General features: G+C 62.8%; 24 protein-coding genes and 1 pseudogene. 10 read left to right on the top strand and 15 right to left on the bottom strand.

Translation table 11 applies throughout. The features are described from left to right. Window positions 1-4 precede the first annotated feature (4 nt). The 5 genes from QF031_RS10280 (at window position 5) to QF031_RS10260 (ending at window position 2,601) form a co-directional block, all read left to right on the top strand. Window positions 5-313: a family 1 glycosylhydrolase gene (locus QF031_RS10280; protein ID WP_370874504.1), complete on the top strand. Its 309-nt coding sequence runs from the start codon at window positions 5-7 to the stop codon at window positions 311-313. Window positions 314-403: 90 nt separating this feature from the next. After that, entirely contained in the window at window positions 404-1,252 is an 849-nt protein-coding gene (locus QF031_RS10275; protein ID WP_307427489.1) for a PRD domain-containing protein, read from the top strand. A 74-nt stretch (window positions 1,253-1,326) separates the two neighbouring features. Next, entirely contained in the window at window positions 1,327-1,605 is a 279-nt protein-coding gene (locus QF031_RS10270) for an HPr family phosphocarrier protein (RefSeq protein WP_307427486.1), read from the top strand. 424 nt (window positions 1,606-2,029) lie between these two features. Next, window positions 2,030-2,236, top strand: a complete 207-nt coding sequence (locus QF031_RS10265) for a ribbon-helix-helix protein, CopG family (protein ID WP_229666519.1) — start codon at window positions 2,030-2,032, stop codon at window positions 2,234-2,236. Continuing rightward, window positions 2,233-2,601 carry a type II toxin-antitoxin system death-on-curing family toxin gene (locus tag QF031_RS10260; RefSeq protein ID WP_307427482.1) on the top strand — a complete coding sequence of 123 codons (369 nt, stop codon included), beginning with the start codon at window positions 2,233-2,235 and terminating at the stop codon, window positions 2,599-2,601. The genes QF031_RS10265 and QF031_RS10260 overlap by 4 nt, the downstream gene beginning before the upstream one ends. A 584-nt stretch (window positions 2,602-3,185) precedes the next feature. On the opposite strand, the pseudogene glnQ reads toward QF031_RS10260, so the two are convergent. Further along, window positions 3,186-3,409, bottom strand: a pseudogene (gene glnQ / locus QF031_RS10255) (glutamine ABC transporter ATP-binding protein GlnQ); the annotation flags it as partial. Window positions 3,410-3,807: 398 nt separating this feature from the next. Between glnQ and QF031_RS10250 the strand changes: the two are divergent. Further along, window positions 3,808-4,731 (top strand): acetamidase/formamidase family protein, encoded by a 924-nt coding sequence (locus tag QF031_RS10250; protein ID WP_307427478.1) that lies wholly within the window; start codon window positions 3,808-3,810, stop codon window positions 4,729-4,731. Between the two features lie 853 nt (window positions 4,732-5,584). Here the strand turns inward: QF031_RS10250 and QF031_RS10245 are convergent. Continuing rightward, window positions 5,585-7,993, bottom strand: coding sequence for an alpha/beta fold hydrolase (locus tag QF031_RS10245; protein ID WP_307427474.1), 2,409 nt, complete (start codon window positions 7,991-7,993; stop codon window positions 5,585-5,587). A 93-nt stretch (window positions 7,994-8,086) separates the two neighbouring features. Between QF031_RS10245 and QF031_RS10240 the strand changes: the two genes are divergently transcribed. Further along, on the top strand, window positions 8,087-8,695 hold the full coding sequence (locus tag QF031_RS10240) for a TetR/AcrR family transcriptional regulator (RefSeq protein ID WP_307427472.1): 609 nt from the start codon (window positions 8,087-8,089) through the stop codon (window positions 8,693-8,695). A gap of 24 nt (window positions 8,696-8,719) precedes the next feature. Continuing rightward, window positions 8,720-9,574 carry a 3-hydroxyacyl-CoA dehydrogenase gene (locus tag QF031_RS10235; RefSeq protein ID WP_307427470.1) on the top strand — a complete coding sequence of 285 codons (855 nt, stop codon included), beginning with the start codon at window positions 8,720-8,722 and terminating at the stop codon, window positions 9,572-9,574. 217 nt (window positions 9,575-9,791) lie between these two features. Here the strand turns inward: QF031_RS10235 and QF031_RS10230 are convergent, their stop codons facing one another. The 5 genes from QF031_RS10230 to QF031_RS21470 form a co-directional block, all read right to left on the bottom strand. Beyond that, complete coding sequence (locus QF031_RS10230; protein WP_307427467.1) at window positions 9,792-10,526, bottom strand: SDR family oxidoreductase; 735 nt, start codon at window positions 10,524-10,526, stop codon at window positions 9,792-9,794. 480 nt (window positions 10,527-11,006) lie between these two features. After that, window positions 11,007-11,705: an NAD(P)H-dependent oxidoreductase gene (locus QF031_RS10225; protein WP_307427465.1), complete on the bottom strand. Its 699-nt coding sequence runs from the start codon at window positions 11,703-11,705 to the stop codon at window positions 11,007-11,009. Window positions 11,706-11,795: 90 nt separating this feature from the next. Next, the gene (locus tag QF031_RS10220; RefSeq protein ID WP_307427462.1) at window positions 11,796-12,629 is read right to left on the bottom strand and encodes an alpha/beta fold hydrolase; all 834 of its coding nucleotides are present in this window, start codon (window positions 12,627-12,629) and stop codon (window positions 11,796-11,798) included. A gap of 149 nt (window positions 12,630-12,778) precedes the next feature. Next, window positions 12,779-13,081 carry a tautomerase family protein gene (locus QF031_RS10215; protein ID WP_307427458.1) on the bottom strand — a complete coding sequence of 101 codons (303 nt, stop codon included), beginning with the start codon at window positions 13,079-13,081 and terminating at the stop codon, window positions 12,779-12,781. Window positions 13,082-13,204: 123 nt separating this feature from the next. Further along, window positions 13,205-13,831 carry a GlxA family transcriptional regulator gene (locus QF031_RS21470; protein ID WP_370874503.1) on the bottom strand — a complete coding sequence of 209 codons (627 nt, stop codon included), beginning with the start codon at window positions 13,829-13,831 and terminating at the stop codon, window positions 13,205-13,207. A 108-nt stretch (window positions 13,832-13,939) separates the two neighbouring features. On the opposite strand from QF031_RS21470, the gene QF031_RS10200 reads away from it, so the two are divergent. Continuing rightward, window positions 13,940-15,084, top strand: a protein-coding gene (locus QF031_RS10200) for an IS3 family transposase (protein ID WP_307427455.1) whose coding sequence is annotated in 2 segments (ribosomal slippage) — window positions 13,940-14,216 and window positions 14,216-15,084 — 1,146 coding nt in all. Because the reading frame shifts where the segments join, the coding sequence is not laid out codon by codon here. Here the strand turns inward: QF031_RS10200 and QF031_RS10195 are convergent. The 3 genes from QF031_RS10195 to QF031_RS10185 all read right to left on the bottom strand — a co-directional run bounded on the left by QF031_RS10195 (window position 15,081) and on the right by QF031_RS10185 (window position 18,865). Then, window positions 15,081-15,434: a DJ-1/PfpI family protein gene (locus QF031_RS10195; RefSeq protein WP_307427452.1), complete on the bottom strand. Its 354-nt coding sequence runs from the start codon at window positions 15,432-15,434 to the stop codon at window positions 15,081-15,083. The genes QF031_RS10200 and QF031_RS10195 overlap by 4 nt on opposite strands. Before the next feature lie 111 nt (window positions 15,435-15,545). Beyond that, the gene (locus QF031_RS10190) at window positions 15,546-16,139 is read right to left on the bottom strand and encodes an HD domain-containing protein (protein ID WP_307427449.1); all 594 of its coding nucleotides are present in this window, start codon (window positions 16,137-16,139) and stop codon (window positions 15,546-15,548) included. Window positions 16,140-16,456: 317 nt separating this feature from the next. Continuing rightward, window positions 16,457-18,865, bottom strand: coding sequence for a PKD domain-containing protein (locus QF031_RS10185; RefSeq protein WP_307427446.1), 2,409 nt, complete (start codon window positions 18,863-18,865; stop codon window positions 16,457-16,459). Window positions 18,866-19,986: 1,121 nt separating this feature from the next. Between QF031_RS10185 and QF031_RS10180 the strand changes: the two genes are divergently transcribed. Next, the gene (locus tag QF031_RS10180; RefSeq protein WP_307427443.1) at window positions 19,987-20,532 is read left to right on the top strand and encodes a glycoside hydrolase family 16 protein; all 546 of its coding nucleotides are present in this window, start codon (window positions 19,987-19,989) and stop codon (window positions 20,530-20,532) included. Window positions 20,533-20,630: 98 nt separating this feature from the next. On the opposite strand, the gene QF031_RS21465 is transcribed toward QF031_RS10180, so the two are convergent. From QF031_RS21465 to QF031_RS10150, 5 genes are all read right to left on the bottom strand, one after another. Next, window positions 20,631-21,122, bottom strand: coding sequence for a ParB family protein (locus QF031_RS21465; RefSeq protein ID WP_370874502.1), 492 nt, complete (start codon window positions 21,120-21,122; stop codon window positions 20,631-20,633). A gap of 249 nt (window positions 21,123-21,371) precedes the next feature. Beyond that, on the bottom strand, window positions 21,372-23,489 hold the full coding sequence (locus QF031_RS10165; protein WP_307427440.1) for a beta-galactosidase: 2,118 nt from the start codon (window positions 23,487-23,489) through the stop codon (window positions 21,372-21,374). Between the two features lie 31 nt (window positions 23,490-23,520). Then, a complete protein-coding gene (locus tag QF031_RS10160) occupies window positions 23,521-24,429 on the bottom strand; it encodes a carbohydrate ABC transporter permease (protein ID WP_307427437.1) in 909 nt (302 codons plus the stop codon). After that, the gene (locus QF031_RS10155; RefSeq protein ID WP_370874501.1) at window positions 24,426-25,388 is read right to left on the bottom strand and encodes a carbohydrate ABC transporter permease; all 963 of its coding nucleotides are present in this window, start codon (window positions 25,386-25,388) and stop codon (window positions 24,426-24,428) included. The genes QF031_RS10160 and QF031_RS10155 overlap by 4 nt, the downstream gene beginning before the upstream one ends. Then, on the bottom strand, window positions 25,354-25,848 hold the full coding sequence (locus QF031_RS10150) for a hypothetical protein (RefSeq protein ID WP_307427431.1): 495 nt from the start codon (window positions 25,846-25,848) through the stop codon (window positions 25,354-25,356). Before QF031_RS10150 ends, QF031_RS10155 begins: the two co-directional genes overlap by 35 nt. Between the last annotated feature and the right edge of the window lie 9 nt (window positions 25,849-25,857).

The following is a 25,857-nucleotide window of genomic DNA, read 5'->3' as shown; positions in this document are numbered from 1 at the left end:
ACTGGTGGACGGCCGCGTGCACGACGACTACAGGATCGAGTTCCTGCGTTTGCACCTGGAACAGATCCAACTGGCCATCACCGACGGGGTCGAGGTCTTCGGCTACTGCCCTTGGACGGCGATCGACCTGGTGTCAACGCACCAAGGCATCTCCAAACGCTACGGCTTTATCTTCGTGGACCGCACCGAGGATGACCTGAAGGACCTTGCCCGGATCCGCAAGGACAGCTACTTCTGGTACCAGGACGTCATCGCATCCCGCGGTGAGCGACTGGAGCATGCGGCCCCAGCGGCAGCTCAGCCCGGACGCTGACTGCCACCGTAGGCTGTAGCGCATTGGTGGTGCGGGGTGGAATCCACCCCGCACCACCGAAATGTAATTTTCTGGAAGGAACGCTAAGACGTGAAGATCAAGCGCGTGCTCAACAACAACGCCGTGCTGGCAGTCGATGATGACGGCAAGGATCTGGTTGCGATCGGCCGGGGCCTTGGGCACGGCCGCAAACCCGGTGATGACATTCACCGCGACACCGCGGACCAAGTGTTTGTCACGGCCGAAAACACCAACATGGACCGCCTGGCGCGGTTCCTGAATGACATCCCGCTGGACTACCTGACCGCCGCAGGCGAAGTGGCCGCGCTGGCGCAGGAACGCCTCGGGCTAAGAGTCAGCCAGGCATTGGTAGTACCACTGGCTGATCACCTGCACTTCGCCGTGCAACGGATCGAAGAAGGAATCCCCGCCCAATTCCCCCTGGCATGGGAAGTGTCCCAGCTCTACCCAAAGGAACTGGACACGGGCCGTGAGGCTCTAGGTCTTGTCGAGACCTCGCTCGGTATCCGGTTGGATGACGACGAAGCCGTCGCCCTGGCCATGCACTTCGTCAACGCTCAGTTCGCCACCCCCGGCATGGAAAAGACCATGCAAATGACAGGGGTGATAAAGCAGGCCTTTCAACTGGTCGACCGGACCTTCGGTATTGACGTGGACCAGCAGTCCATGAACGCCGCCCGGTTCGTCACCCACCTGCGGTACCTGTTCAGCCGGATAGCCTCCGGAAAACAGATCTCCGAGGAGTCATCCCTGCTGGCCGACGCCATCATCGAGAGCCATCCGGACGCAGTCGTGTGCGCAGCGAAAATCCAGTACCTGCTCGAAATGGGCCTGAACACCACCCTCACCCGGGATGAAATGGCCTACCTCGCCCTCCATGTAGCCAGGCTGGTCACCGACGTAAAGGTGCCCGGCTAATTTTCGATACCCCGGGACACGGCCACAGGCCATACCCGACCGGAATTAATCCACACCCCACCAAGGAGACACCCATGCCCGAACGTAAAGCCATCATCGCCAGCGCCGCAGGCCTGCACGCCCGTCCAGCAGCAGTCTTCACCGAAGCCGCCGCAGGATTCGACATTGACGTAACGATCGCCCTGGCCGGCAGCCCAGAGCACGAGGCCGTGGACGCTTCAAGCATTCTTTCCCTCATGGCCCTGGGGGCTGGCAACGGAGACACAGTCGTGCTGCGCGCCGAGGGCCCCGGTGCCGAAGAAGCCCTCGACAAGCTAGCCAGAATGATCGAAACGGACCTCGACGCCGCATAGCCTCCTCGTGTGAATTTCCCGCTCGCAAAACCGCTCGTATGCCCTAAGCGCGACACCCAACTTGTCTCGAAACGCTTGGGTAATGAGATGTCTCATCGAGTGGATGGACGTCTGACCTGCACGGTCGCTGATTTTCTACGGAATCTTTGACGCGCGATGGCAAGGGTGATTCTCGTAACTACGTCGCATAACTTCGAATCCAAAATCTGGTACTCATCCTTGGTTATGAGACAAGTGAGCGGGCGTCGGCTCGAGGGGATTAGAGCGAGGCCGGAAGCAGACACACTTGTGGGTTCAGCAGCCTAGCGTCTTGAAAACCACTAGAGCTTTCCAAGACACCGCGGCCCTGCTCGGGGGAGTCTGGTCGAATTAGCGAGGTGTGCAGTCCAGTCAAGTGCGGGTACCGGTTTGGTACCATGGGGACATGGCTATGAATCTCCGTGTCCCTGAAGACCTTGATCGTCGGCTGGAAAAGTTGGCTGCCGAGGAACACACGTCCAAGTCCGCGCTTCTGTTGCAGGGGGCAGAGTTGGTTCTGCAGCGCCACGCGCGCCGGCGTGAAATCAGCGCAGGTCTTGATTTTGTTATGAGCCATGACGCTGATCTGCTGAAGCGCCTTGAGGACGCGTGACAGCGTACCTGGAGATTGAGGATGCACTTCAGGTAGTCGATCGGTACGGGTTCCATATCCGTGATGTCGGGTTGTTGGCCTCGGCATTGGCCAGGCCGGCTACAACTGTCATGGGCGCGGAGGCTTATCCGGAACTGGCGGTGAAAGCGGCTGCCTTGTTGGAGTCGGTCGCCCGGTTCCATCCGCTAATTGATGGGAACAAGCGGACCGCGTGGACGCTCATGGTGCTGTTGCTGTGGATCAACGGTTACCGTCACGGCTTCTCTGCGGATGAGGGCTTCGACCTCGTTGTCGGAGTGGCGGCGGGCACTATCGACTTACCGGACTCTGCTGCCGAGATTTCCAAGCATTTGGTGCCCCGGTAGTCCTTCAACACCCCCGAAAGGGGGTGTGGACATTGTCCACACTTTTCGGCTCGTACTGCCTCGTAAGGCCTTCGGACTGGCCCGGATTCCGCATGTTTTCGCGGGTTCCCAGTGTTTTCAACGCCTGGAAGACGGTTCGAGTCCCACCTCGGGCACAGTGTTTTCCCTCGTCAGAGGCTAATTTGCTTTGACGCGTGTACAAAGCTTGCACTGGGCGCCTCTGACGCTAGGGTGCGGGCTTTGGCCTGGCTGCCGCGGAGCTTATGCAGGGTGTGAGCGGCGGCGGGTTCAAGTCCCTGGCTGGTGAGACTTCCGCGTGCTGAGCTGGGGTTATGCGATTTCCTCGTTCCGGTTCTGTTTGGTGGGCCAGTGTTGGCCTTCACCTATTCATGGGCCGGGGGAGCGGGGACAACATGACTGTTCCGAACTTGCTCCAGGCGCTGCCGCATGCCGGCTTGGAGGAACGCAGGAAAGGATGGCCTGCGTCATTTGTCCTATCAAAGGCGTGTGTACAGTGCTGCCCCTAAAGGTGGACCTCGCAGCGGCCAGTGAGAGCCCAGGACGGCAGCGGGCGTAAGCCCTGCCTAGAAGGGGTGCAGCAGCCGGTCGACAAATTGCCTAGTGCGCTCCTCGCGCGGGTCGCGCAGCACGGTGTCGGGGTGGCCGCGTTCAACGACGATCCCGCGTCCATGAAAATGACTTCGTTTGCGACTTCGCGTGCGAATGCCAGTTCATGCGTCACGACGACCGTGGTCCAGCCTTCGTCGGCCAGCTCCTTGATGACGGTCAGGACATCGCCTACCAGTTCGGCGGACTCTGGTCTACCAGTGTCCTTGACTCCGACATCATGCTTCGGCGCCGTCAGTCTAATGGGACAGATTTCGCCAGCCCCAGGACGGTCTTGATGCATTGCCTCAGGGCTACCCACATTGCTCTCGATGTGGTCTGCCTTATCCTGGCAAATCAGCGGGCGGTCGATAACGCTGCGGCGGCCGCTGCACACGCGAACACAGAGTAAGGCACATCGAGGCGGGACATCCTGAGTTTGGTGACCCGGAGGCGAGGGCTCCGTCCGCGGCGGCGTGGCCGGAGCGGTTAGGGTACGAGGTGCACCTAAGGATCGGCTCGACGCACTGCCACGCTTCAGCCAGCCAAACGGCGTCCGTGTCACACTGCTGACAATCTAACAGCCCATGAAGGAAACGAATGGCGATCCACAGGCTCCACGCCGCGCCCGAAACCACCGCAGACGCGTATTCGCCGGCCCATGGCCCGGTACTCGTCGTCGATCCGGGGGACACGATAGTCGTGGGTTCCTTGGACGCGTCGGGCTACCTTTCCCGGCAGACGACGCCGGGGGAGCAGCAACCCCGCATGTTCGCTGAGCGGCGGGGACACTGCCTCACCGGACCCATCGCGATCCGGGGAGCGATGCCGGGCGACATCCTCGCGCTGCACCTCGTCGATCTCCGCCCGGGGGAATGGGAATGGACCGTTGCCGGTGCCCGCGAATCCCCGATCACAAAGCGGCTCGAAGTCGGCACGGACGCGCCGTCGTGGCTGCTGTGGGACCTCGACTGCGAGCTCGGTACGGCCACGGAGAGCCGCGGCTTCCGCCGTTCGCTCGCGCCATTCCTCGGGGTGATGGGACTCGCCCCCGCGGAAGAGGGCGAGCATTCGACCATCCCTCCGCGCGCCGCGACCGCCGGCAACATCGACTGCCGCGAGCTCGTGGCAGGCTCTACCCTCTACATCCCGGTCGCGGTGCCCGACGCGCTGCTCTATCTCGGCGACGGTCACGCCGCCCAGGGCGACGGTGAGGTCGGCGGCACAGCCATCGAGTGCCCCATGCGCACCGAGGCCATCGTCGAGATCGTGCAGGACCGGCCAGTCGCGGCGCTCCACGCCGAGTCGCCCGGCGGCAAAATTACCTTCGGCTTCAACGAAGACCTCAACCTCGCGATGGGTGATGCTCTGGATGCCATGGTGACCTGGATGACCACGATCTACTCGGTGGATAAGCCCACGGCACTCGCCCTCGCGGGCACTGTCGTCGATCTGCGGGTAACCCAGGTCGCGAACCAGGTCTGGGGGGTGCACGCCGTGCTGCCGAACGGCGTGCTTACGTGACCGCGGTAGGGCGTGTCGCCACGCGCATGCTGGACGCGTAGCGCTGGTTCAAGGAATCCACCGGTACGAGAAGAGAGAGTGTGGAGGGGCGGAAGGACCGCCGTGACCCGGCGAGATCGGCTGAGAATTCCGCGACTGCAGGTTCCCCCAGGCCATCCCGAACGGCGTGCGGCTAACTGCACATGAAGCGCCCTTCGCGGGGCTCCCAAGACCTTCATGAGGCTGGTAGGGACTCGTTGTCAGCAATGTTCCACCTGATTGCGTAGCGGAGTGGCCGGGAAAGGCAAAAGGCGGGGCCTGGACAGTGACCACACTTTGGGTCTCGGACTGGACCGTACCGGTGCCGGACTGCCCCGATTTCCTATCTTTCGGCGGAAGCCAGGGGTTCTGGGGCGCGGAGTCCGGTTCGAGTCCTACCTCGGGCACAGTGTCTTGCAGGTCAGAGGCTTTTTGGTTTTGTACCGTTGACAAAGCTTGAGATTCTTCGCTTCTGCTGCGGGGTCCTTCATGCTGAATCCGACGCTCATAGATAAGCTCTTGCTTGGACAGAGCCCACCTGCGTCCGTGGGTCCCGCCGCAAACTTGCCAGCGTCCGAGGCTGACGACTGACGTCACCGCCGAAGCGAGAAAGTTGACCGAGCTGTGCCGGGGCATCTTCGGTGATGAGACCCAGTGGATCGCCGCCGATGGCAAACCCCACAGCGTTGGCGTCAGCAACTACATCGAGAATGTACGTGCTTTGGCAGGGAACGTCATTTCTGGGCTGGCGATCAGAGGGCCGTATGTCTACGATCCCCAAAATGTCGGGGGAGCTCCTGCCGAAACAGTGACTTGCCGACGCTGAGAAGCGCCCTTAGATGCTTGCAGCCTGACGGTCTACGGAGACCCTCGTGAGGAAGTCCTCGACTACGGCCGCGAACTCGTCGGGCCGTTCGATCTGCGGCATGTGTCCGGTCTTGGCGAAGACGTGCGACTCGGCGCGGGGCAGCGCCGCGGCGGCCGCTTCAAGGTGACTGAACGGCAGGATGTGGTCGTGGTCGCCCCACACCACCAGCGCCGGAACGTCGGACTTGGCGAGCGCCCCGATCAGCTCGGTGCGCCACTCGGACCGGACACCGGAGATCGTTCCCAGGTCGCGGGCGACGTCGACCAGCGTCCGACGGTGCGCCTCCCGTTGCGACAGGGCGAGCGCGTGGCCGATGCGGTCGTCCGTGACCAGCGTTTTGTCATAGAAGAGCGACTGGACGGTCCGGCGTGATGCTTTCTCGTCGGGCCGCAGGAGCAGGGCCGCGAGCGGGCGGACCGCAAGGAGGCGAAGGACCAGGGCCACTTCCTTGCCGAATCCGGCGCTGTTGGCCAGCACGAGTGCGGAGACGCGGTCCGGATGGTCGGCGGCCAGCTTCATGGCCACGGCACCGCCGAGCGAGTTGCCCATCACGGGCAGCGGCCCGGAAACCCCGACGGCGTCCAGGAAGGCCGGCAGGATCCCGGCCAGCTTCGCGAGCGTCGTCGTGCCGGGGAGCCGTTCGGAGTAGGCGAAGCCGGGAAGGTCTACGCTGTAGACCGTGTGGCGGTCCGAGAGCCGCTCGTGCTGTTCGTTCCAGTCCTCGAGGCTCTGGCCAATGCCGTGCAGCAGCAGGACAGGATCCCCGCTGCCGGTCTTCCGGTAGCGCAGGCGCGTCCCCGCGACGGTGACATGGCCCGTTCCCGGCAGCGCGAGGGGATCCCGTGCCGGGGCCGCGGGTTGCCGAACGGTTTCCCGCACGGGCTGCCCGCGCCGGCCGAACCGGACGTGGTCGGTCAGCCGGCCGGCCCGGAGCAGGGCGAAGTCGCGGAAGTAGTTTTGGTGCAGCCGCCAGGGCGAGCCTGCGCCCTGCCGGGGCAACTGGTCGGCGCCGCGGAAAATGTAGCCGGCCTTCAGGTCGATCAGCGAGGACAGGGTGCCGTTGGCGACGTCGGCGGGTGCCACGGGTACCACCCACTGGAGGTTCCGGCGGTCGAGCTGCTTGATCAGCCTGCAGATGTAGCCGGCGACCAGGTCCGCCTTCAGGGTCCAGGACGCGTTGGTGTAGCCGATGGTTAGGGCGAAATTCGGGACACCCTCCAGCATCATGCCCTTGTAGGTGAGGGTTCTGCCGACGTCCACGGGCTCGCCGTCGACGGAGAGCTTCATGCCGCCGATCACCAGCAAGTTTAGTCCCGTGGCCGTGACAATGACGTCGGCGGGCAGCGATGTGCCCGAGGCCAGGTCAATCCCGTCCTCGGTGATCCGGGAGATCGTGTCGGTCACGATCTCGGCAGTGCCGGCACTGATGGCCCGGTACAGGTCCCCGTTGGGGATCGCGCAGACCCGCTGGTCCCACGGCTGGTACGACGGGGCCAGGTGCGTGTCCACGGGGAAGCCCGCCGGCAGTTTGGCTACTGCCGACTTGCGCAGGATCGCCTTCATCGTCTCGGGCCGCCGTCGGCTGAGCTGGTAGGTGAACATGGAGAAGAGAATGTTCTTTGAGCGTACGACGTCGTACGCCAGTTGCGCGGGCAGCTTGCCCCGGAGTCGGTCGGCCAGGTGGTCCCGCGCGGGCACCGGGGCGATGTAGGTGGCGGAGCGCTGCAGCATCGTCACCTTGGCGGCCGACTTTGCCATGGACGGCACCAGCGTCACGGCCGTGGCGCCGCTGCCGATGACCACCACCTGCTTTCCCTCATAATCGAGGTCGGCCGGCCAGTGCTGCGGGTGGACGATCGTTCCGGCAAAGGTGTCGGCCCCGTCAATGGCCGGGGTGAAGCCCTCGTCATAGCGGTAGTAGCCGGAACAGACGGACAGGAACGAGCAGGTGAAGGTGACCGGCTCGGGGGAGGAGGCGGTGTCGCCGGACCGGAACTCGCCGCCGGAGGTGTGGACCGCCGTCACGGTCCACAGTGCGGTTTCGCTTGACCATGCGGCGGAAATGACCCGGGTGTTCAGCCGGATCCGCGGCGCCAGGCCCTCGTCGGCGACCGTTGCCTCGATGTACTCGCGGATGGACTCGCCGTCCGCGATCGCCTTGGCGCCGGCCCAGGGCCGGAAGGAGTAGCCGAGCGTGTACATGTCGCTGTCGGACCGGATCCCGGGGTACCGGAACAGGTCCCAGGTCCCCCCGACGGCGTTCCGCGACTCCAGTACGGTGAAGGTTTTTCCGGGTACCTCGCGCTTCAGCCGGCTGGCGAAACCCACGCCGCTCAGCCCGGCGCCGACAATCAACACATCTACGTGCTCGCTCATGCCGCCAAGTTATCGACTTAATGTTGAGATAGTCAACACAGTGTTGAGAGCCGGGGCTAGGATGGGCGCATGGCTCAAAGAGGAAGACGCACCGTGAGGGTTTCGGGCGATGAACGGCAGGACGCAATCCTGGTCACCGCGGAGGCCCTCCTGGCCAGCCGTGCCTTTGACGACGTCTCCATCGAGGATCTGGCCCGGGGTGCCGGCATTTCGCGTCCCACGTTCTACTTCTACTTCCCCTCGAAAGATGCCGTGCTGCTGGCCCTGCTGGACCGGGTCATCACCGAGGTCGAGCACCGGGTGGGGCACCTGCCGCGCGATTTCGAGAGCGACCCCGCGGGTGCATGGACCCGTTCCATCGGAATGTTCGTAGAGGTGTTTGTCTCGCACCGCGCTGTGTCGACCGCCGCCATCGGGGCGCGCGCCCGCAACGACGAGGTGCGCGGGCTGTGGTCCAGATCAATGCAGTCCTGGGTCGACTTCTCAAGCGACGTCATCCGTGCCGAGCAGGCCCGCGGGGCCGCGCCGGCGGGCATCGACGCACACGCCCTCGCGGTGAGCCTGAACCTGATGAACGAACGGGTCATTACCGCTGTCCTCAACCGGGAGAGTCCCGCCATCGCGGAGACCGCCGCCCTGGACGTCCTGTCAACCATCTGGATCCGCAGCATTTACGGGTCCGACAACCCCGGCAGCCCCTAAGGCCCGCGCCGAAAGGAAACCATAATGCCCTCCATCAAGACGCTCACCGTGCTCGGCACCGGAGTGCTCGGCTCCCAGATCGCGTTCCAGGCCGCATTCCACGGTTTCGCGGTCACCGCCTACGACGTCGACGAACACGCGCTTGCCAAGGCGCAGGACCGTTTCACCCGCCTCGCCGGCATCTACCGGGCACAGGTAGCCGGCGCCTCCGAGGGCAGGACCGAAGCAGCCCTGGCAAACCTCCGCCTCACCGCAGACCTCGGGGACGCCGTCGTCGACGCGGACCTCGTGATCGAAGCCGTTCCCGAACTGCTGGAACTCAAACGCGACGTCTACCGCAAGCTCGCGGAGCTTGCGCCGGCCAAGGCCATCTTCGCGACCAACTCGTCCACCCTGCTGCCCAGCGACCTGAAAGACTTCACCGGACGTCCGGACCGCTTCCTCGCGCTCCATTACGCCAACAACATCTGGGCGCAGAACATCGTCGAGGTCATGGGCACCGCGGAGACGGACCCGGCGGTGTACGCCGCCGTCGTCGACTTTGCCCGGAACAGCGGACTGGAACCGATTGAGATCAAGAAGGAGAAGGCCGGCTACGTCCTGAACTCGCTGCTGGTTCCGCTGCTGAACGCGGCCGCCGGCCTGCTGCTGCAGGGCGTCGCCGACCCGCACACCATTGACAAGACCTGGCGCATCGCGACGGGGGCCCCGAGCGGACCGTTCCAGATCTACGACGTCGTCGGCCTCACCACGGCGTACAACATCGCCTCGGCCTCGCCGGATGCCGGTTCCCAGGCGTTCGCCCAATACCTGAAGGAGCACTACATCGACCAGGGCAAGCTGGGCGTCGCCTCGGGGGAGGGCTTCTACAAGTACTGAGCCGCGGACCTTTAGTGCTGCTGCTGTTCTTCCCGTTCCACGGCCCCGGCTGAAGGAAAGCCTGGAACGGTCAGGCTGGCACACCTTCTCGCTTAGTGCGCTGGTCTTTGGCCATACGCATACCCCGGTTTCAGAAGCGGCTCGTGGGCCTGGCATAGACAGGCCCACGAGCCGTCAACTCGAGTTATTCCTGTGTCGGCCCCGAAGTGTCGGGGGGCTACTGCTGAAGTGTTGGCCGGACGACGAGCTCATTGATGTCGACATTTGCCGGCTGCGCGACGGCAAAGGCGATAACGTCGGCCACAGCTGTAGCGGGAATCCCGAACTGGTCGGCTGCGGCGTGGGCAGCCGCTTGGACTTCGGGATTGCCGCCCCGGTCCGTTAGTTCGGTCAGCGTGAAGCCGGGCGAAACCACGGTTACGCGCACATCGGTGTTCTCCTGGCGGAGCCCTTCAGAGAAGGCCCGGACGGCGTATTTTGTGGCGCAGTAGATTGCTGCGGTCGGGTCAACGCGCAGGCCAGCGACTGAGGCGACATTGATGATGTGGCCTGCCCGCCGGGACCGCATGCCGGGTAAAGCACTTGCCACACCGTGAAGTACGCCGCGCAGGTTTACATCGATCATGGAGTTCCACTCTTCGATGCGCAGATCATGCACGGGGGACAGCGGCATGACACCGGCGTTGTTCACGAGAACGTCGACCGGACCAAAGCGCTCTTCGGCGGCTTCCACGAAGTCCTCGAAGTCGGCAAGGTCTGTTACGTCGAGTCGGCGGCACTCTGCCTCGCCTCCATCGCGCTGGATGTCAGACACGAGGGTCCGCAGTGCATCCTCACGGCGCGCGCCGAGGAATACCCTGTGGCCCTGGGCCGCCAGCGCGCGTGCGGTGGCTGCCCCGATGCCACTGCTGGCACCTGTGACGATAATGTTCTTTTGGTTTTCATGGTTCATGTTTTGATACTCATTCACTTGAGGATGCGGGAAGGGAGAGGTCTGCCTGGGAGTGCCCCACCTTGTCAGTACTTCCCAATGTTTGGTGGCCGCTTACGGCAAGAATCAGCCTGCCCGTGACGGTCCGTGCTTCCATTTGTGCGTGTGCTTTGGCAGCTTTTTCCAAAGTGAGGACGTTCACCGGGAGGGTGAGCTGCCGAGTCCCGCCACGACCTGGACCGGATCAACGCCGGATGCTTCGAGTGAGACGACCAGCGCGGCCGGGGCGGCCACAACTTCTGCGTAGCCTCCGCTGTTGGGAAGGGCCACCGTTGCGACGTGCTCTCCGATTGAGAGACCGGTGACCCCTTACCCAAGGGCGCGGACCGTCCCGGTGACTTCGAGTCCGGTACGTAGGAGGGCTTGGGGACGTACTCGAGGTCGGCAAACGTTCCTCGACGGATGATGGCATCGATGAGGCCTACGGCTGCGTACTGGACGTCAATGGTTATTTCCCGCCCGCCCGGCCGGCTCGGGGGTGGGAAGGTGGACTTCCTGAATGACTTTGGGGCCGCCGTAGGCCGTGGTCGACATACTTTTCATTGTGGTTGTCCTATCGGTATTGGTTCTCGCCGGCATTGCCTGGACGGGCTCTGGCACGGCGCGTAACGACAGCAGGTTCCTGTAGTCCTGCGCCAGGTACTGAAGCTGTTCGTCCGTCAGGTCCCTTACGCCGTGCAGGATGAAGGGGCTCAACCAATGCATTCCGAGCCGGCGAGCTGTGGCCTGCAGCGGGATGAGGATGTCGTTGTAGTCCCATCCGTGGAAGCCGTCGGGAGAGTAGGCCTCGCCGGCGCCGCCGGTGCTGGTGGCAATCCGGAGTGTTTTGCCTGCAAGTGCTCCGGGTGCTCCGGTGCCGTAGGCCCAGCCGCGGACAAGCACCTCGTCGAGCCAGGTTTTGAGGAATGCCGGAGGGGCGTACCAGTGGGTTGGGTATTGCAGGACGATGTTTTCGGCCGCTTCCACCGCGGCCCTCTCGGCAGCGAGGTCGATGTGGCCGTCGGGGTACAGGCGTCTCAGGTCGTGCACAGTAAGATCCGGCGCATCCCCGAGCGCGGTTGCCAGGGCCCTGTTGATACGGGAAGTGGAAAGGTCCGGATGGTCCAGGAGGACCAGTGTCTTGTGATGTACGGCTGTCATGGTCGTGGTTCCATTTCTTTGGCGGGGAAGCCGCAGCAGGGTGTGGACAGCGGACGGTTCCACACCCCGCTGTCGGGTGGCAGGGCCTGGTTACTTGTTCAGGAAGCGGAGCAGGATTTCGTTGATCTCGGCACTGTGCGTCCAGAGCATGCCGTGCGGGGCGCCGTCTATCTCCACGTACTCAGCGGATGGAACACGCTGGGTGAACTGTCGGCCTGTTGCGCCTATTGGGAGGATGCGGTCCTCCGTTCCATGGACAATCAGGGCCGGGACGGTGATCTTCTCGACGTCGGCACGGAAGTCCGTCAGCCACGAGTCGACGACAGCGAACGAGGCGTACCAGGAGGAGCGGGCCGCAACGTTCCATGCGCTGCGCAGGGCTTCCTCGCTGAGACGACTTCCAAGGAAGGCGTCGGTGTTGAAGAAATCCTCGTAGAAACCGGCAAACCAGGCGTAGCGGTCTTCGATGGCAGCGTTGCGGATGCCGTCGAACACTGAGGAAGGAACGCCGGTGGCGTTGTCCTCGGTTTGCAGGAGGAATGGTTCGAGGGAAGCAAGGAACGCTGCCTTGGCTATCCGTGCCTCGCCGTAGGTGCCGATGTACCGTCCCACTTCGCCGGTGCCCATCGAGAAGCCAACCAGGACGACCTCCTGCAGATCCAAGGTTTCGAGGACGGTGTTGAGGTCTGCGGCGAAGGTGTCGTAGTCGTAGCCGGTGGTCGGTTTGCTTGACTTGCCGAAGCCCCGGCGGTCGTAGGTGACGACGCGGTAGCCGGCGTTAAGGAGGGCTGCGCTTTGCTTCTCCCATGACCCGCCATCCAGCGGGTAGCCATGGATCAGGACAACCGGCTGCCCCGTGCCGTGGTCCTCATAGTAAAGCTCGACGTCCGTGCTGTATTCCGTACCGACTTTGATGAAAGCCATAATTCTGTTTCTTTTCTTGAGGGGAGAACGAACGATGGTTCTCCAGCTGTCTGCACATCGAATTGAGAGATGTGGCTGGTAAGGGCTGGCTGTCCGGTTCGACGAGGGCGCATTGCCCAAGCAGATGCGTCGCTGAACCTTCAGGCCGGTTACTTGTCCCGAACGGGTGCTTTTTCGGCCAGTTCGGTCCGGGTCAGCGGATGGCCATCGATGGACTCGTAGAGGCTCTTGGAACGGGCGAGGCCGTCCATCAGGCTGGCTGGTCCCCGGAAGGGAAGACCGCCGATGTGCCAACCGTCAGTGTGCAGTTCTTCGATGAGGACCCAGACGACCTCACGGAAAGCTTCGGACCCTTCGAACTGCACCATGACGTCGGTCAGTGCTGCCGCCATACGGTGCTTTTCGTCTTCGGTGAATACCCCGTCGACGAGCTTGACGTTTACGAAGGGCATGGCCTTCTCCTTTTGTTGTGGGTGCTCCGGTTTGCCCCGGTACGTCAAGCATCGTTCCTGGAAGGAATCAGCGGACCCGCTGATTCCGTCAGGAAACCCACAATTAGCGTCAGGCTGTAGAAGTTACGTGGGGAGGTGTCCGGTGCCGTCGTGGCGCGGCGTGAGGCGCTCAAGATATAGGGAGGGACTCATTCCGACTTTTTGCGTGAAAACGCGCCTCAATGTCTCTGCACTTCCGAATCCGGTTGCGGCTGCCGTTGTGGCAACAGTGGCTCCGCGTTGGAGCATTGCCTGCGCGGCTTCGATGCGTACCTTTTCGACGTACCGTGCTGGACTGGTCCGGGTTGCCTCTTGGAACCTGCGGGTAAGGCTGCTGGCGCTGAGATTTGTCATGGCGGCCATGGCGTCGATCGAGTAGTCGGCGGCTGGCTCAGCTGTGATGCGGTCCAGCAGTTCCCTTAGGACGTGGTCCCGGGAAGTGCTCGCACCGACGGCCACAGAACGCTGTGATTGGCCGCCGGGTCGTTGGTTGAATATGACCATTTGCCGAACGACGGCGCGGGCTACGTCCGGACCATAGTCGTCCTCAACCATGAACAACGCCAGATCCACGCCGGAACTGATGCCAGCGGAAGTGATGATCGGATCATCCTGCACAAACAACGCATCGGGGACCACGTTAACCAGGGGAAATGACTTTCTGAACCGCTCGACCTGGGTCCAGTGCGTTGTCGCGTTCCGGTAGTTCAACAAACCCGCGTGCGCCAGGAGAAAAGCACCAGTGCAAACGGAGGGACTGCCCCCAGTTTTGTTGACTCCTTAACCTAGCGAGCTTGTGCTCGTGGAAGGATGTTGACCATGCCCACGGCTTATGGGGCGGAGTTCCGCCAGGATGTTATTGATGTGGCCCGCAAGGGCGAGGCGCCGCTGGCGCAGATCGCGAAGGACTTCGGGCTCTCGGTCACGACGTTGAAGCGCTGGATTGCCATCGCCGAACGTAAGGAATCCGGGGCCGGCCCTGCGGCCGCGGAGTCGGCCGAGATGCGGGAGCTGAAGAAGCGGAACCGGTTGTTGGAGCAGGAGAATGAGATTCTGCGCCGGGCGGCTGCCTATCTGGCAAGGGACATCAACCCAAAATGACCTACCCGCTGGTCACGGATCTTGCCGCTGACGGTGTTCCCGTGGCGGTGACCTGCAGGGTGTTGGGATTCAGCAAGCAAGGCTACTACCGGTGGAGGGCCAGCCCGGTGACAGACCGGGACTGGATCGATGCGCACCTCGTCAACGCCGCCCTGGACATCCACACCGACGACCCGGCCTTCGGGTACCGGTTCATCGCCGACGAACTCCCGGAGAAGGGCATCGTGGCGGGCGAGAACAGGGTCCAGCGCCTGTGCAGGGACCACGGCATCTGGTCGGTGTTCTCCAAGAAACGGGGCCTGAACCGTAGACCTGGGCCGCCGGTCCACGACGATCTCGTGGAGCGGGACTTCACCGCCGCAGCGGCGAACCAGCTGTGGCTGACCGACATCACCGAGCACCCCACTGCCGAGGGCAAGCTCTACCTCTGCGCGGTCAAGGACGTCTATTCCGGAAGGATCGTCGGCTACTCGATGGACTCGCGGATGAAGTCCTCACTGGCCGTCGCCGCACTGGAGAACGCCGTGCGGGCACGGCGCCCGGAAGGGACCGTGGTTCACTCCGATCGCGGTTCACAATTCCGGTCACGCCGGTTCGTCGAATCACTCCGTCACCACGGGCTCACCGGCTCGATGGGCAGGGTCGGTGCGTGCGCCGACAACGCCGCAATGGAATCGTTCTTCTCGCTGCTGCAAAAGAACGTCCTGGACCGTCAGCGGTGGCTCACCCGACAGGACCTCCGGCTGGCCATAACAACCTGGATCGAGAGAACCTACCACCGCCGGCGACGGCAAAGACGGCTGGGAAAACTCACGCCCATCGAATATGAAACAATCAACCGGACCGCGCTCACAGCGGCCTAAGACCCCGAGTCAACAAAAGCCGGGGCAGTCCCGGATGCAATCCGTTTGGCATGGTTCGTCAGCAGGGCAACGGCGTCGACCAGTTCCTGCTCAAAAGGCTTGGCTACCATGCCGTAGGCCCCAGGAACGAGCACCGTGTCCAAGGCACCTGCCCGCGCGGCGGTGGTTTCCACCATCAGATAGTGGCCGTTTGCAGCCCGTTTGGCTTGGCCGTCCGCTGAAACCATGACCGTCTTATAGTCGGCGCCAAAGGCATTGGCATGATGGAACACGTCAGCTGGCCCGGCGACGTCCATCATCGTGACATTGTCGTGGACCAGGAACCCGATGGTCCTGCCACGTTCACTCACTTCTCACCGCAGTCCTCGCATCCGGCGCTGCACACGGCTCCAAACACTCGTTTGGGCACCTTTCCCATCATGAATGCTGACACGATAAGTCCGCAACGGCTCGACCAGAGGCTAGAAGGCGGGGTTGATTCCCTGGGCATGGGTTCTACCCGGGTGAGCCTGCAGCAGCCCACCGGGCCAGGAGGAGGGAGGTGCCTTTTCCGGGTTGCGCAGTGCCTGTTCAACGACTGTCTGGCCCAGGCACTGCTCGATCATCAGCCGGGGATACATCGCTTCGACCTCTGAACGGTGCTTCTCCGCGCGAGGCAGCAGGGTGTCATCCCCGAAGTCGGCCCGAACGCCGAGGCGGAGGTACCTGGCCACGGGTCCCCGGCGTTCAGCGATCTGGGGTGAGGTGTGCAGCGCAATCGCCTCCCAGACCGAGTCAACCCGGGGGGCTTCCCATCCGTGGGTGGTCAGGAACGCCGCGGCCGCGTCCGCGCCTTCGACTTCAAAGCGCTGGGGGCCGTCATACTCATCGGCGGTCCCGGCATCGTGGAAAAGCGAAGCGACCCGCAGAGCTGCCACATCAACAGCGCAGTCCTCGTTTGCAGCGATGGCTCGGGCGTACTCGAACACCCGGGCGCAGTGGTTGAAGATGGGCGGCTGCAAGAGCCGAACCAACAAATCCTCGGCAGCAGCAAGTACGGCGTCCTCGGTATTCATGATCTTTATCGTAAAGGAGTCCTCGGCTTGCGCGGCCAAGGACCGCGGAGAGGCACCGCCACCGGCCCAGGGCGAGCGTACATTGGGGAGGTGGCGAATAATCAGGCTTTCAGCCAATACCTGCAGGCCCGTCGGGGCTTGTTAGCCCGGAAGATGTTGGTCTCGGCGGCTTTGGCCGGCGGGTCCGCCGGGCGCAGGTGCGGTCTGGGGCGACTATTTCGAAGTTTGGGAATAGATGCGGCTGGATCCAACCTGGCCGCTAAGCCACTGCCGCAGCGGAGGCGCTTACCGCTCGCCCTGAGAAGGATTGGCCACAGTCAGGTGATCAGGGTACCCGTGACGGGTGACCACGAGATCCGTCCTCCTTGATAGCTTTGGGCGACGCTGCCACCGCCGATGGGGTACTCATTGGTGGTCGGGTAGCCGAGTCCGCCGTTTTCATAGCCGGTGGCGGCCCATGCGGCACGGATTGCGCCGACGCTGACGCGTGCTCCCGTGGCTGGGGACCAGATGATCGCCCCGCCTTGGTAGTTCTGGTAGCAGCCACCGCCTCGCAAGCCGCAGACTTCGTTGGTGGTCGGGTAGCCGAGTCCGCCGTTTTCATAGCCGGTGGCGGCCCATGCGGCACGGATTGCGCCGACGCTGACGCGTGCTCCCGTGGCTGGGGACCAGATGATCGCCCCGCCTTGGTAGTTCTGGTAGCAGCCACCGCCTCGCAAGCCGCAGACTTCGTTGGTGGTCGGGTAGCCGAGTCCGCCGTTTTCATAGCCGGTGGCGGCCCATGCGGCACGGATTGCGCCGACGCTGACGCGTGCTCCCGTGGCTGGGGACCAGATGATCGCCCCGCCTTGGTAGTTCTGGTAGCAGCCACCGCCTCGCAAGCCGCAGACTTCGTTGGTGGTCGGGTAGCCGAGTCCGCCGTTTTCATAGCCGGTGGCGGCCCATGCGGCACGGATTGCGCCGACGCTGACGCGTGCTCCCGTGGCTGGGGACCAGATGATCGCCCCGCCTTGGTAGTTCTGATAGCAACCACCGTCTCGCAAGCCGCAGGTGATGGGCGAGGTGGCTGTCCCGAGACCCGGACTGACATCCGCTGCCGCTTGGATCTGGGTCGTGGCTTCAGGTGGGACGTCCCCGCCGGGGTCAGACGGCGTCGCTGCTGTGGCCGTGATGGTTGTGGTGGCGACAGATTGACCGGACGTGTTCGTGGCAGTGAGTTTGGCGGTGTAATCGCCGGCTGTGGCGTAGCTGTGGGTGGGATTTTGGGCGTTGGAGGTTCCGCCGTCGCCGAAGTCCCATGCCCAGGACGTGGGGGTCCCGGTGGAGGTGTCCGTGAAGGAAACGTCCAGGGGTGCTGTGCCCGAGGATGGGGTGGAGGTGAACGAGGCGACGGGAGCTGTCGCTGTCATCAGGCTTTTGTCGGCGAACCAGTAGTTTTTCGCGACGTTGTCAGTAGCCATGACCACGATCCCGGTGGTGCCGTTGACGTCCTGTTTGGTGGTGGTCAGGTCATTGATGTTCGACGACGACGCGCTTTGCATGATGGGGGTTCCCCGGCCCGGGCCGAACGTCGGGTTGTCCATGGCCGCTGTCTTCTCGTAGATGCTTCCGGCCACGCCCGAATAGGCGCACCCGGTGACCGAGGTCGGTGGTGCGGTCTGGAAGACATGCACCAAGTTGTTTTGAGTGTCGAGCAGGATCTGCGGCCGGGTGACGCAGTCACCTGTTGTGGAAATAGTCGACTTGGTGAATGCCCCTGTGCCTGGTTTGAAGACGAGCAGCAGCAGTTGAGGCAGGGTGGGATCGGTCGAGGTGTCGTTGAGGCTGGTCTTCACGGCGGCGAAGACACGACCGCTGTCATCGGCTTGGACTGATTTCAGGTTGAGGTGGTCATCGGCCTGGCCGCTTCCCCGGCTGGCGTACTGTTGTTTCCAGGATGAGGAGGCTGTTGGGGATGTCCCGTCCGTGCGGGTTGCCCACCACACTGTGCCGGTGACTTGGTCGCTCCACATGACCCCGATCTTGTTCTTCCCGTAGGCAAGGACCGCTGAGATGTCATCCGGCGCAGCAGTCGGGTGGGTGACCGGGATGACAAATGGCTCGGCCCAGTCTGTGCCCCCTGGGGTTGAGTTGTTGACGTAGACGGTGTTGGTGTAGCCGCTGGTGGCGTTGCCTGCTACCTGGGTCCATGTGGCCCAGATGGCACCGGTGCTGTCTTCAGCGATGGTCAGCGACTCACTGCTGTTATCGGTGATGACGCTGGGGAAGCCGGGGTCAAGAGTATATTTCCCGCCAACGTAGCTGTACCGGTAAAGGTACGCCGGGTGCCCGGCCTTGGAAGCCGCCGGGTTGGTGTCGGAGGAAACGCTGACGACGTGGGAGGCAATATACAGATGCGTGCCGTCCCAGAGCGTATCTGCCAGGGTGCTCCCGCGAGCGTCATTCAACACCCCGGTGTCCACCCAGACGTGGGTGCCGCGGTCGAGCCTGTAGATGTGCCAGCCACTTCCGGTCGTCCACATGTCCGCCCACCAGGAGCCGTCATTCCACCAGAGTTTGCTCTGGGGCTTATCGGCCGTTGGCGGGTTTGCGAGCCCCGAGTAAGAGATGCTTTGGGTGCCGTAGACAGGATCAGCAGAGGCGGCAGGAGACCAGACCAAAATGGAACCGGCAACGACAACGGCAGCGACCACCGTCTGGGCCAACCAACTCGCAAATCGCTTCATCTCTAACGCACTCCCCCGACGCGGTACAGCTGTTCATAGTCCGGCACTCGACCCGGGAAGAGCCCGGTGTGGTCCTGTTCGATCGTGCTTTTCTCCGCTGGGCACCGGTGCGGGCCCAAGACCGATCCTCCGAGGTTATTTGTATACTTCGGAGGCCGTCACCAGTAGCGAATACTCGCATCTGACCTCCGAGGAACCCCTGTCTCACCACCGGTACTCGCCCTCGAGGGCCTGCAATCACTCATGGTGACTGCCAGGGGATGTTTGTCGGGTGACTGTGGTGACTCGCTGGAGTCGTTCGAACGAGAGCCCGTTAGGTGTGCAGCCCAGGCGGCAATTCTTGTAAATGCGCGGGAACCCGCGCATTCGCAGTTTGCCACCGTCCCGGACACAGGGGATCACCCCAACATTCGGCCTGCCCACAAGCGGTGTGCAACTCCGGGGACAGGTCACCGCCGCCGTTGGTTTCCGGGCGGGGACACCTTCGCGCCAGCCCACCGGCAGCAGGGATCGGGCATAGGGGGCAAGCCCCCCGAACCTACCGGTGCAATCCGGGGAGACGTAGGGCGTGGATGGGGTACGAGGGACCCTTATGGCTGGCTTTTTGGCGGTGTATGTTGGCTGCTGCCGGAGGCTCTCGCCGCATTTGCCGGGCTTTCGCCTGGTCGAGCCTGAAACTGCGTCAGGTAGCTGAAATGAAGGTTTGGTCGATTAGGACCTCCTTTTGAGCCGTCGCGAGGGGCCCTTTTGGTAGATGCGGGTTTGTGGCGAGTTGATTGGACCTGGGTGCGCACGCCGAGTTTCTGGTGCAAATGAACAGTGTCAAGGACCCGAGGGAGAGTGGGATGGGGATGGCCAGGGCCTGCCTGAGCCTCATGGCGGGGCTCCTCAACCTTCTGCTATGTGTCGGGGCGGGGCCTGCCACCGGCAGCCCGCCAACGCAAATCACCACGCACGTTGTTGCCGCGCGCGCAGTAGCAACGGCTGCCGCTGCATCCTCCGTCAGCATACAGACGCCCCTTGGGGTGCCCGGAAACTGGTCGCTGTTGTTTGAAGACAACTTTGACACGTTGAACCGGAGGATCTGGACACCGTATTGGTTCAAAGACTGCGCGGGTTCCATGATGAACAAGGTCCTGACGTGCTCCAGTAACGTCAGCGTCATGGGCGGAGAGCTGCGGCTTCAGATGTCCTCACCCGGACAGGGTGCGCTGGTAGCGACGAATCCAAACGATGGCGTTGCCGGCCACACCGGGGCCTCATTTGGGCTGGGCTTTTACGAGGCCAGGATTCTCTTTCCCGGTACCTGCACCACGATCCACAACTGGCCCGCCTGGTGGACAACGGGCCAGTCCTGGCCTTTACACGGTGAGAATGACATCGCCGAGCCCCTGTCCGGCACGATGCACTCCAACTACCACTCGCCCTCCCGAAACATTACTGTCAGCATCCCCGGCTGCTGGGCGGGGGAGTTCCACACCTACGGCTTGCACCGGAAGGCTGGCCGGAACGACATCTATTTCGATGGCGTGCTAATCCAGTCATATTCAACCCAAGACGGTGCAGCGCCGCACTTCCTGATCATCAACGTGGGCTCCTGGTCGGGCTCGCAGGTGTTCGGACCCCCTGGTGCCGTCCGGGTCGACTACGCCAGGGTCTGGAAATAGCTGCGGACTCGACACGCTGTTGGCTCCGAGTCGCTTCGCTGGTGCAATCCCTTCGCGCTGCCTGATGCGGGTGCAGCAATGACTTGGCTGTTGCAGGATCACGGCCAGTCCTTCCGCCTTGTAACGTCACCAAGGGTGGGCCGTCCCCTCCGGATCTTCCCCTCAGGGATGCCGGGCCACCTCTGCCCTTTGTTGTATTTGCGCTGCAGTCGTTTGACTTCCTCCATCGTCGCGGCGACCACCAGATCAGACAGCGAGGCATACCCTTCCCCCAGCCCAACGGCCTGAAGTGCTGCACGGACCTGGGCAGCCTGATCGGCGGTGAAATACGGGTTGATGTGAGCAGCCGGTTTCGCCTTTGCAGATCTGCATCTTCCCCTCCCGGTCACCGGGGCGGGGCCAGTTTTAAGCGGGCGTATCTCCTGGCTTTTTTCCGGAAGACGTGCAGCCCGCGGGACCGGTCTGTATTGCAGGACACGTATCGCTTCCCGTACCTTTTCGCGAGTGCCAGGAGAAACAATGTCCGGCTGATTGAGAACATTCGAAACGGTCGCCACAGAGACGCCTGCTGCCACGGCCACATCTGCCATGCGTGCTGTAGTTTGCACTTGGTCTCCGCTGTGAGTTCTTAATCGAGAGCGGCCGTACGACTGCCGTATGCGGGGGGGTGGAGTAACACGATGGGTCAAAGGCGCGGGTCCGTTGCGAGTCCTTATTTCGCCTGTCAATCGAGAGGCTCTGGAGCACCGGGAGGAGGGCCGGACACACCGGACCTCCTCCCTGCCCTTCCTGGTCGCCTGCAATGCTGGCGCTCAGGGTCCGCGGGATGAAAAGAACAGTCAGCTCTTGGCTTCCGGCGAGGTCTCGATGAGGACGCGCACGTCCCAGGCCGTGAGCTCAATCTTGGTGAGATTGGTCTTTTCCGCGTTGAGCAGGTCGTCCACGGAAGCCGGCGCGGCAATCGTGACCGGTTCCCATCCCCAGTTGTGCACGAAGTGAAGGCGGCCACCGTCGGCACTTGTCGCCGAGTGGACGGTAACTGTCTCGGGCAAGTCTTCCCAGCCGGCTTTTTGATCTGGGTTCAGCCAGCGCATCAGGTCTGCTGCAAGTTCCGTATTTGGCAGCGTGCCGATGGTGGTGATCCTGCCGGCGCCCGCCGCCGTCGTGGTGATGGCGGGGTAGCGGCCGAACTGGGGGTGGACGTAGCCGGCAAGGGCAGTGCCATCCTGTTGCTCGAGGTAGTCTACCCAGCGGGTCGCGAGGCTTCCCGGCGAAATCTGGAATCCTTCTGCCGCCTCCAGTTCAAGCGGTTCGGCCAGCTGCGAGAATTCCTGGTAGCTCACCCCTGCTTGTTCCGCGAGGCGGGAAGGTTTGATTTCGAGCCGGGCCCGTGCCTCATGATCCGCGTACGCAGTGCGCATTCCCAGTACGAGGTGGCCGCCTGCTTCCGCGTAGGCCCGCAGCCAGTCCAGGAGTGCGTCGTCCGCTATGTACAGGCCGGCGGCAATCAGGACGGGCAGTTCGTGAGCCACTTGGGCAGGATCCAGGCTATGGCCCTCAGCGCCGATGATCTGGCGGTCGTGCAGGATCCGCACCGGAGTGCCTGCCCGGAAGGCGCCCTGGTAGAAGGCTTCGAAAATCTTCTGATAGGAGCGTTCGTCTCCCGTCATTGGCGCCTCGGACAGGAAGCAAGGCTGGCCGGCCAGGCCCCACTTGGAATCGTTGGAGTAGATCATGCCCACGTTCGCATCCGGTGTGAGGCCCACCAAGGCTTTGTCGGCAGCTTTGAGCTCGGCTCCGAGTTGTGCAAGCTCCCGATAAACGCGTCCGGGTTTCTGGTCGTGTGGAAGGACACCGACCCAGTAGGTTTCAGTGCCGTAGTGGTTGGTGGCCCAATGCCAGTATTCAATCATCTCTGCGCCGCGGGAGATGAAGGCGTAAGCAGCCTGTCGCCACTGCCCGTCAAACGCCGGGTACTGCATCGCTGATCCGCCGATGGCTCCTGCATTGGTCTCGGTAACCAGGAACGGCGCCTGTTTGGATGAGTACATGCGGTCACCACTCTGGAAGAGCGTCCAGGCGCCGCTGGTCGCCCAACCTTGGGGAGTGCTTTTGGACGGCGGGATGGCGAAAGCGTCCTGCATGGCGTAGTAGGGGTTGCCGGCCGTGATGTCGAAATCCCGGGTCATGTCCTGGTCGTGTTGTGAGGGCCGGTCGTACGCGATGCAGGTGGTGACGAACTGCTCCGGGGTCGAGTACTCCCTCACGATGGCGGTCTGCCATTGAAGGAATTCGGTGGTGAGTCGGGCCTGGAACCGGCGCCATGCGAGGTCGTATTGCGGTTGGGCGTTGTTGTCCGGTGTCCAGAGGTCCGCCCACGTGGAGAGCTGATGGGACCAGTAGACCAGGCCCCATTCCTTGTTGAGGTTCTCCACCGTGCCGTACTGGTGCCGAAGTTCGTCGGTAAAACGCTGGAAGACGCCCCGGTTGTGGAAGGCGAGCAGGCCCGGCTCGTTATCGACCTGGTAACCGATCACCGCCGGATGCTTCGCGAAGCGTTGGACGATTTTGCGGATGATCCGTTCGGCGTGGAATTTGAACGCGGGGTGGGTGTAGTCCACTTCCTGCCGGGCACCCCATCCCAGGGGCTGGCCGGTTTTCGGCTCGCCCGCGATTTCGGGGAAGCGGCGGGCAAGCCACATCGGAATGGCGTAGGTCGGGGTACCGAGGATGACGGAGATGCCGCGTTCGTGGGCACCGTCCAGGACCGGGGCCATCCATTCCAGGTCGAATTTGCCGTCCTCGGGCTCCCACTGGGACCAGGTGGATTCGCCAACGCGGATGACGGTCATGTTGGCGGCTGCCATGAGATCCAGGTCCTGGTCGAGTCGGGGGGATGGCTGGTATTCGTGGTAGTAGGCCGCGCCGAAAAGTACTTTGCGGGGTCGTTCAGTCATGGTTCTTACTTTCGTTTAGGGAAGGGTTGGGTCAGGCCTTGACGGCGCCGGTGCCGAGGCCGGACTGCCAGTAGCGCTGCAGAAACAGGAACGCGGCCATGAGGGGGAGTACCGAGACCAGTGACCCGGTGATGACGGTGGAGAACAACGCCTGGGATCCCGAACCCGCTGCCGATGCTGCCTGCCATTGGGCAAGTCCGACCGGAAGTGGGAACAGTTCAGGGCTGTTGAGCATGATCAGGGGGAGGAAGTAGTTGTTCCAGGAGGCGACCAGTGCGAATAGCAGCACCGTGATCGACCCGGGTACGAGGAGCCGGAGAACAATCTGGAGGAAGATGCGCATTTCTCCCGCTCCGTCGACGCGGGCGGCTTCGATGAGTGAGTCCGGGACTGCGTCGGCGGCGTAAACCCTCATGAGGTACACGCCGAACGGGCTCACAAGGGACGGCAGGATTACTGCCCAAGGTGTGTTGGTCAGGTTGGCCCCCGCGAAGAGCAGGTACGTGGGGATGGCCAGGGCCGTCATGGGAATCATTACGGCGCCCAACACAATGGTGAACATCGCGTTGCCACCAGGGAATCTGTATTTGGCGAAGGCGTACCCGGCCGCAGTAGCCAGTGCTGATGCGCCCACGCCACTGACGACGGCATAGATGAGGCTATTGACCATCCAGTGGACGAAGACGCCGTTCTGAAAGGTGAAGACATTTTGCAGGTTTTCGGCCAGGTTCATGTGGGAGAACCAGAGGCCGAAACTGCTGAACAGGTCTTCGTTTGCCTTGGTGGACGCAACGATGAGCCAGAAGATGGGTAGGAGGAAATAGACAAGGCACAGCAGCATGGCGACAGTAAGGAGCGTGCTCCGGCCCGATCGCTTGCGGCGCGGTGCTGCCGTGGTCTGGCTTCGTGCTGCGAGGCGGTCAGCGACTGTAGCGGTCACGATGCCCCTTCCTTTCTGTTCGCGGTCAGTTGGACCCCATAGCTGACGGCCATAATCACGATCCCGAGCAGGAAGGCAATGGCCGCTGCGTAGTTGGCATCCTGGTTGACGAAAGAAAGCTGAAAGGCGTACATGTTCGGCGTGTAATCCTGACTAATGGCTGCCGGCGCGATAACCCGAAGGAGGTTCGGTTCATTGAAGAGTTGGAAGGACCCGATGACCGAGAAGATCGTGGTCAGCAGCAAGGCACCTTTGATGGCAGGTATCTTGATGGACCAAGCCACTCTCCACTCGCCGGCGCCGTCGACCCGTGCCGCTTCGTACAGTTCCGCGGGTATGGACCTGAGTGCCGCGTACATGACGATCATGTTGTAGCCGACGAATCCCCACGTCACGATGTTCATGATCGAGAAGAGGACGTTACCCCCGGCGAGGAAGTCCGGCGCCGGAAGCCCCAGCGACTTGGCAAGTTGCGCGAAAGGGCCGAAGTCTTTCCCGTACAGGTAGCCCCACATCAGTGTGGCGATCACGCTGGGAATCGCGTACGGCAAGAACACCCCGAGACGGATGAACTTCTGCAGGCGCAGCATCCCGCTGTCCAGGATGAGGGCAAAGAGCAGTGACAGGCCAAGCATGACTGGAACCTGGATTACAAGGAACAGGGCCATTCGGCCGACCCCACCCAGGAAGGATGGGTCGGTCAGGGCACGGCCGTAGTTGTCCATGCCGACAAACGAGATGCCGCCGATGAGCTGCTTCTTGAAGAGGGAGAGATAGCCTGCGTAGGCGAGAGGTACGGCGACCATCAGAACGAATGCGACCATGAAGGGCATGGACAGCGCATAGGCTGCCACGTACTGGCGCCACCGCGCGATGTTCGCTGTCTTCCTGCGAGGGGTCCGCTGTGCTTGCCGGGAGGGAGTTTCAGCTTGCAACGGTGAAGCCCTGTCCCTTGGCATATTGCACCAAGTCATCCTGCCATGCGGACAAGGCCGCGTTTAGGTCACCGCGGTCGCCGATGGCTTTGCCCATGGTCTTGTCATAGCTGCTGGCGGCATAGTCGTTGAACGGCAGGAACTGGAAGCCCTCCTGGACGGTCGAAGCGATATCAGTGAACTCCTTGTTGACCTTTTGGCCACCGTAGAAGCTTGCTGCGGCATCGGCGAAGGCGGGGTTCTTGAGCGTTTTCGTCGACGGCGGGAACAGGAACTGTTCGTTGGCCAGGGTCAGTGCCGCCTTGTCATCCGTGTTGACGAAGCGGGCCAGCATGGCGGCGGCAATGGGGTTCTCGCTTGACTTCAGGACGGCGTCGGTTGAACCGCCGTAGTTGCCGCTGGCCGGCTTGGAGGGGTCCCACTGTGGCAGTGGTGCGGCGCGCCATTTGCCAGCCGTGCTCTTCGCGGTTCCCTGCAGGAACACAGGGCCCCA

This window comes from Pseudarthrobacter defluvii (assembly GCF_030816725.1).
Taxonomy (GTDB): Bacteria; Actinomycetota; Actinomycetes; order Actinomycetales; family Micrococcaceae; genus Arthrobacter; species Arthrobacter defluvii_A.
Note: the sequence above shows the minus strand (reverse complement) of the source record. Positions and strands in the feature narration are given on the sequence as shown.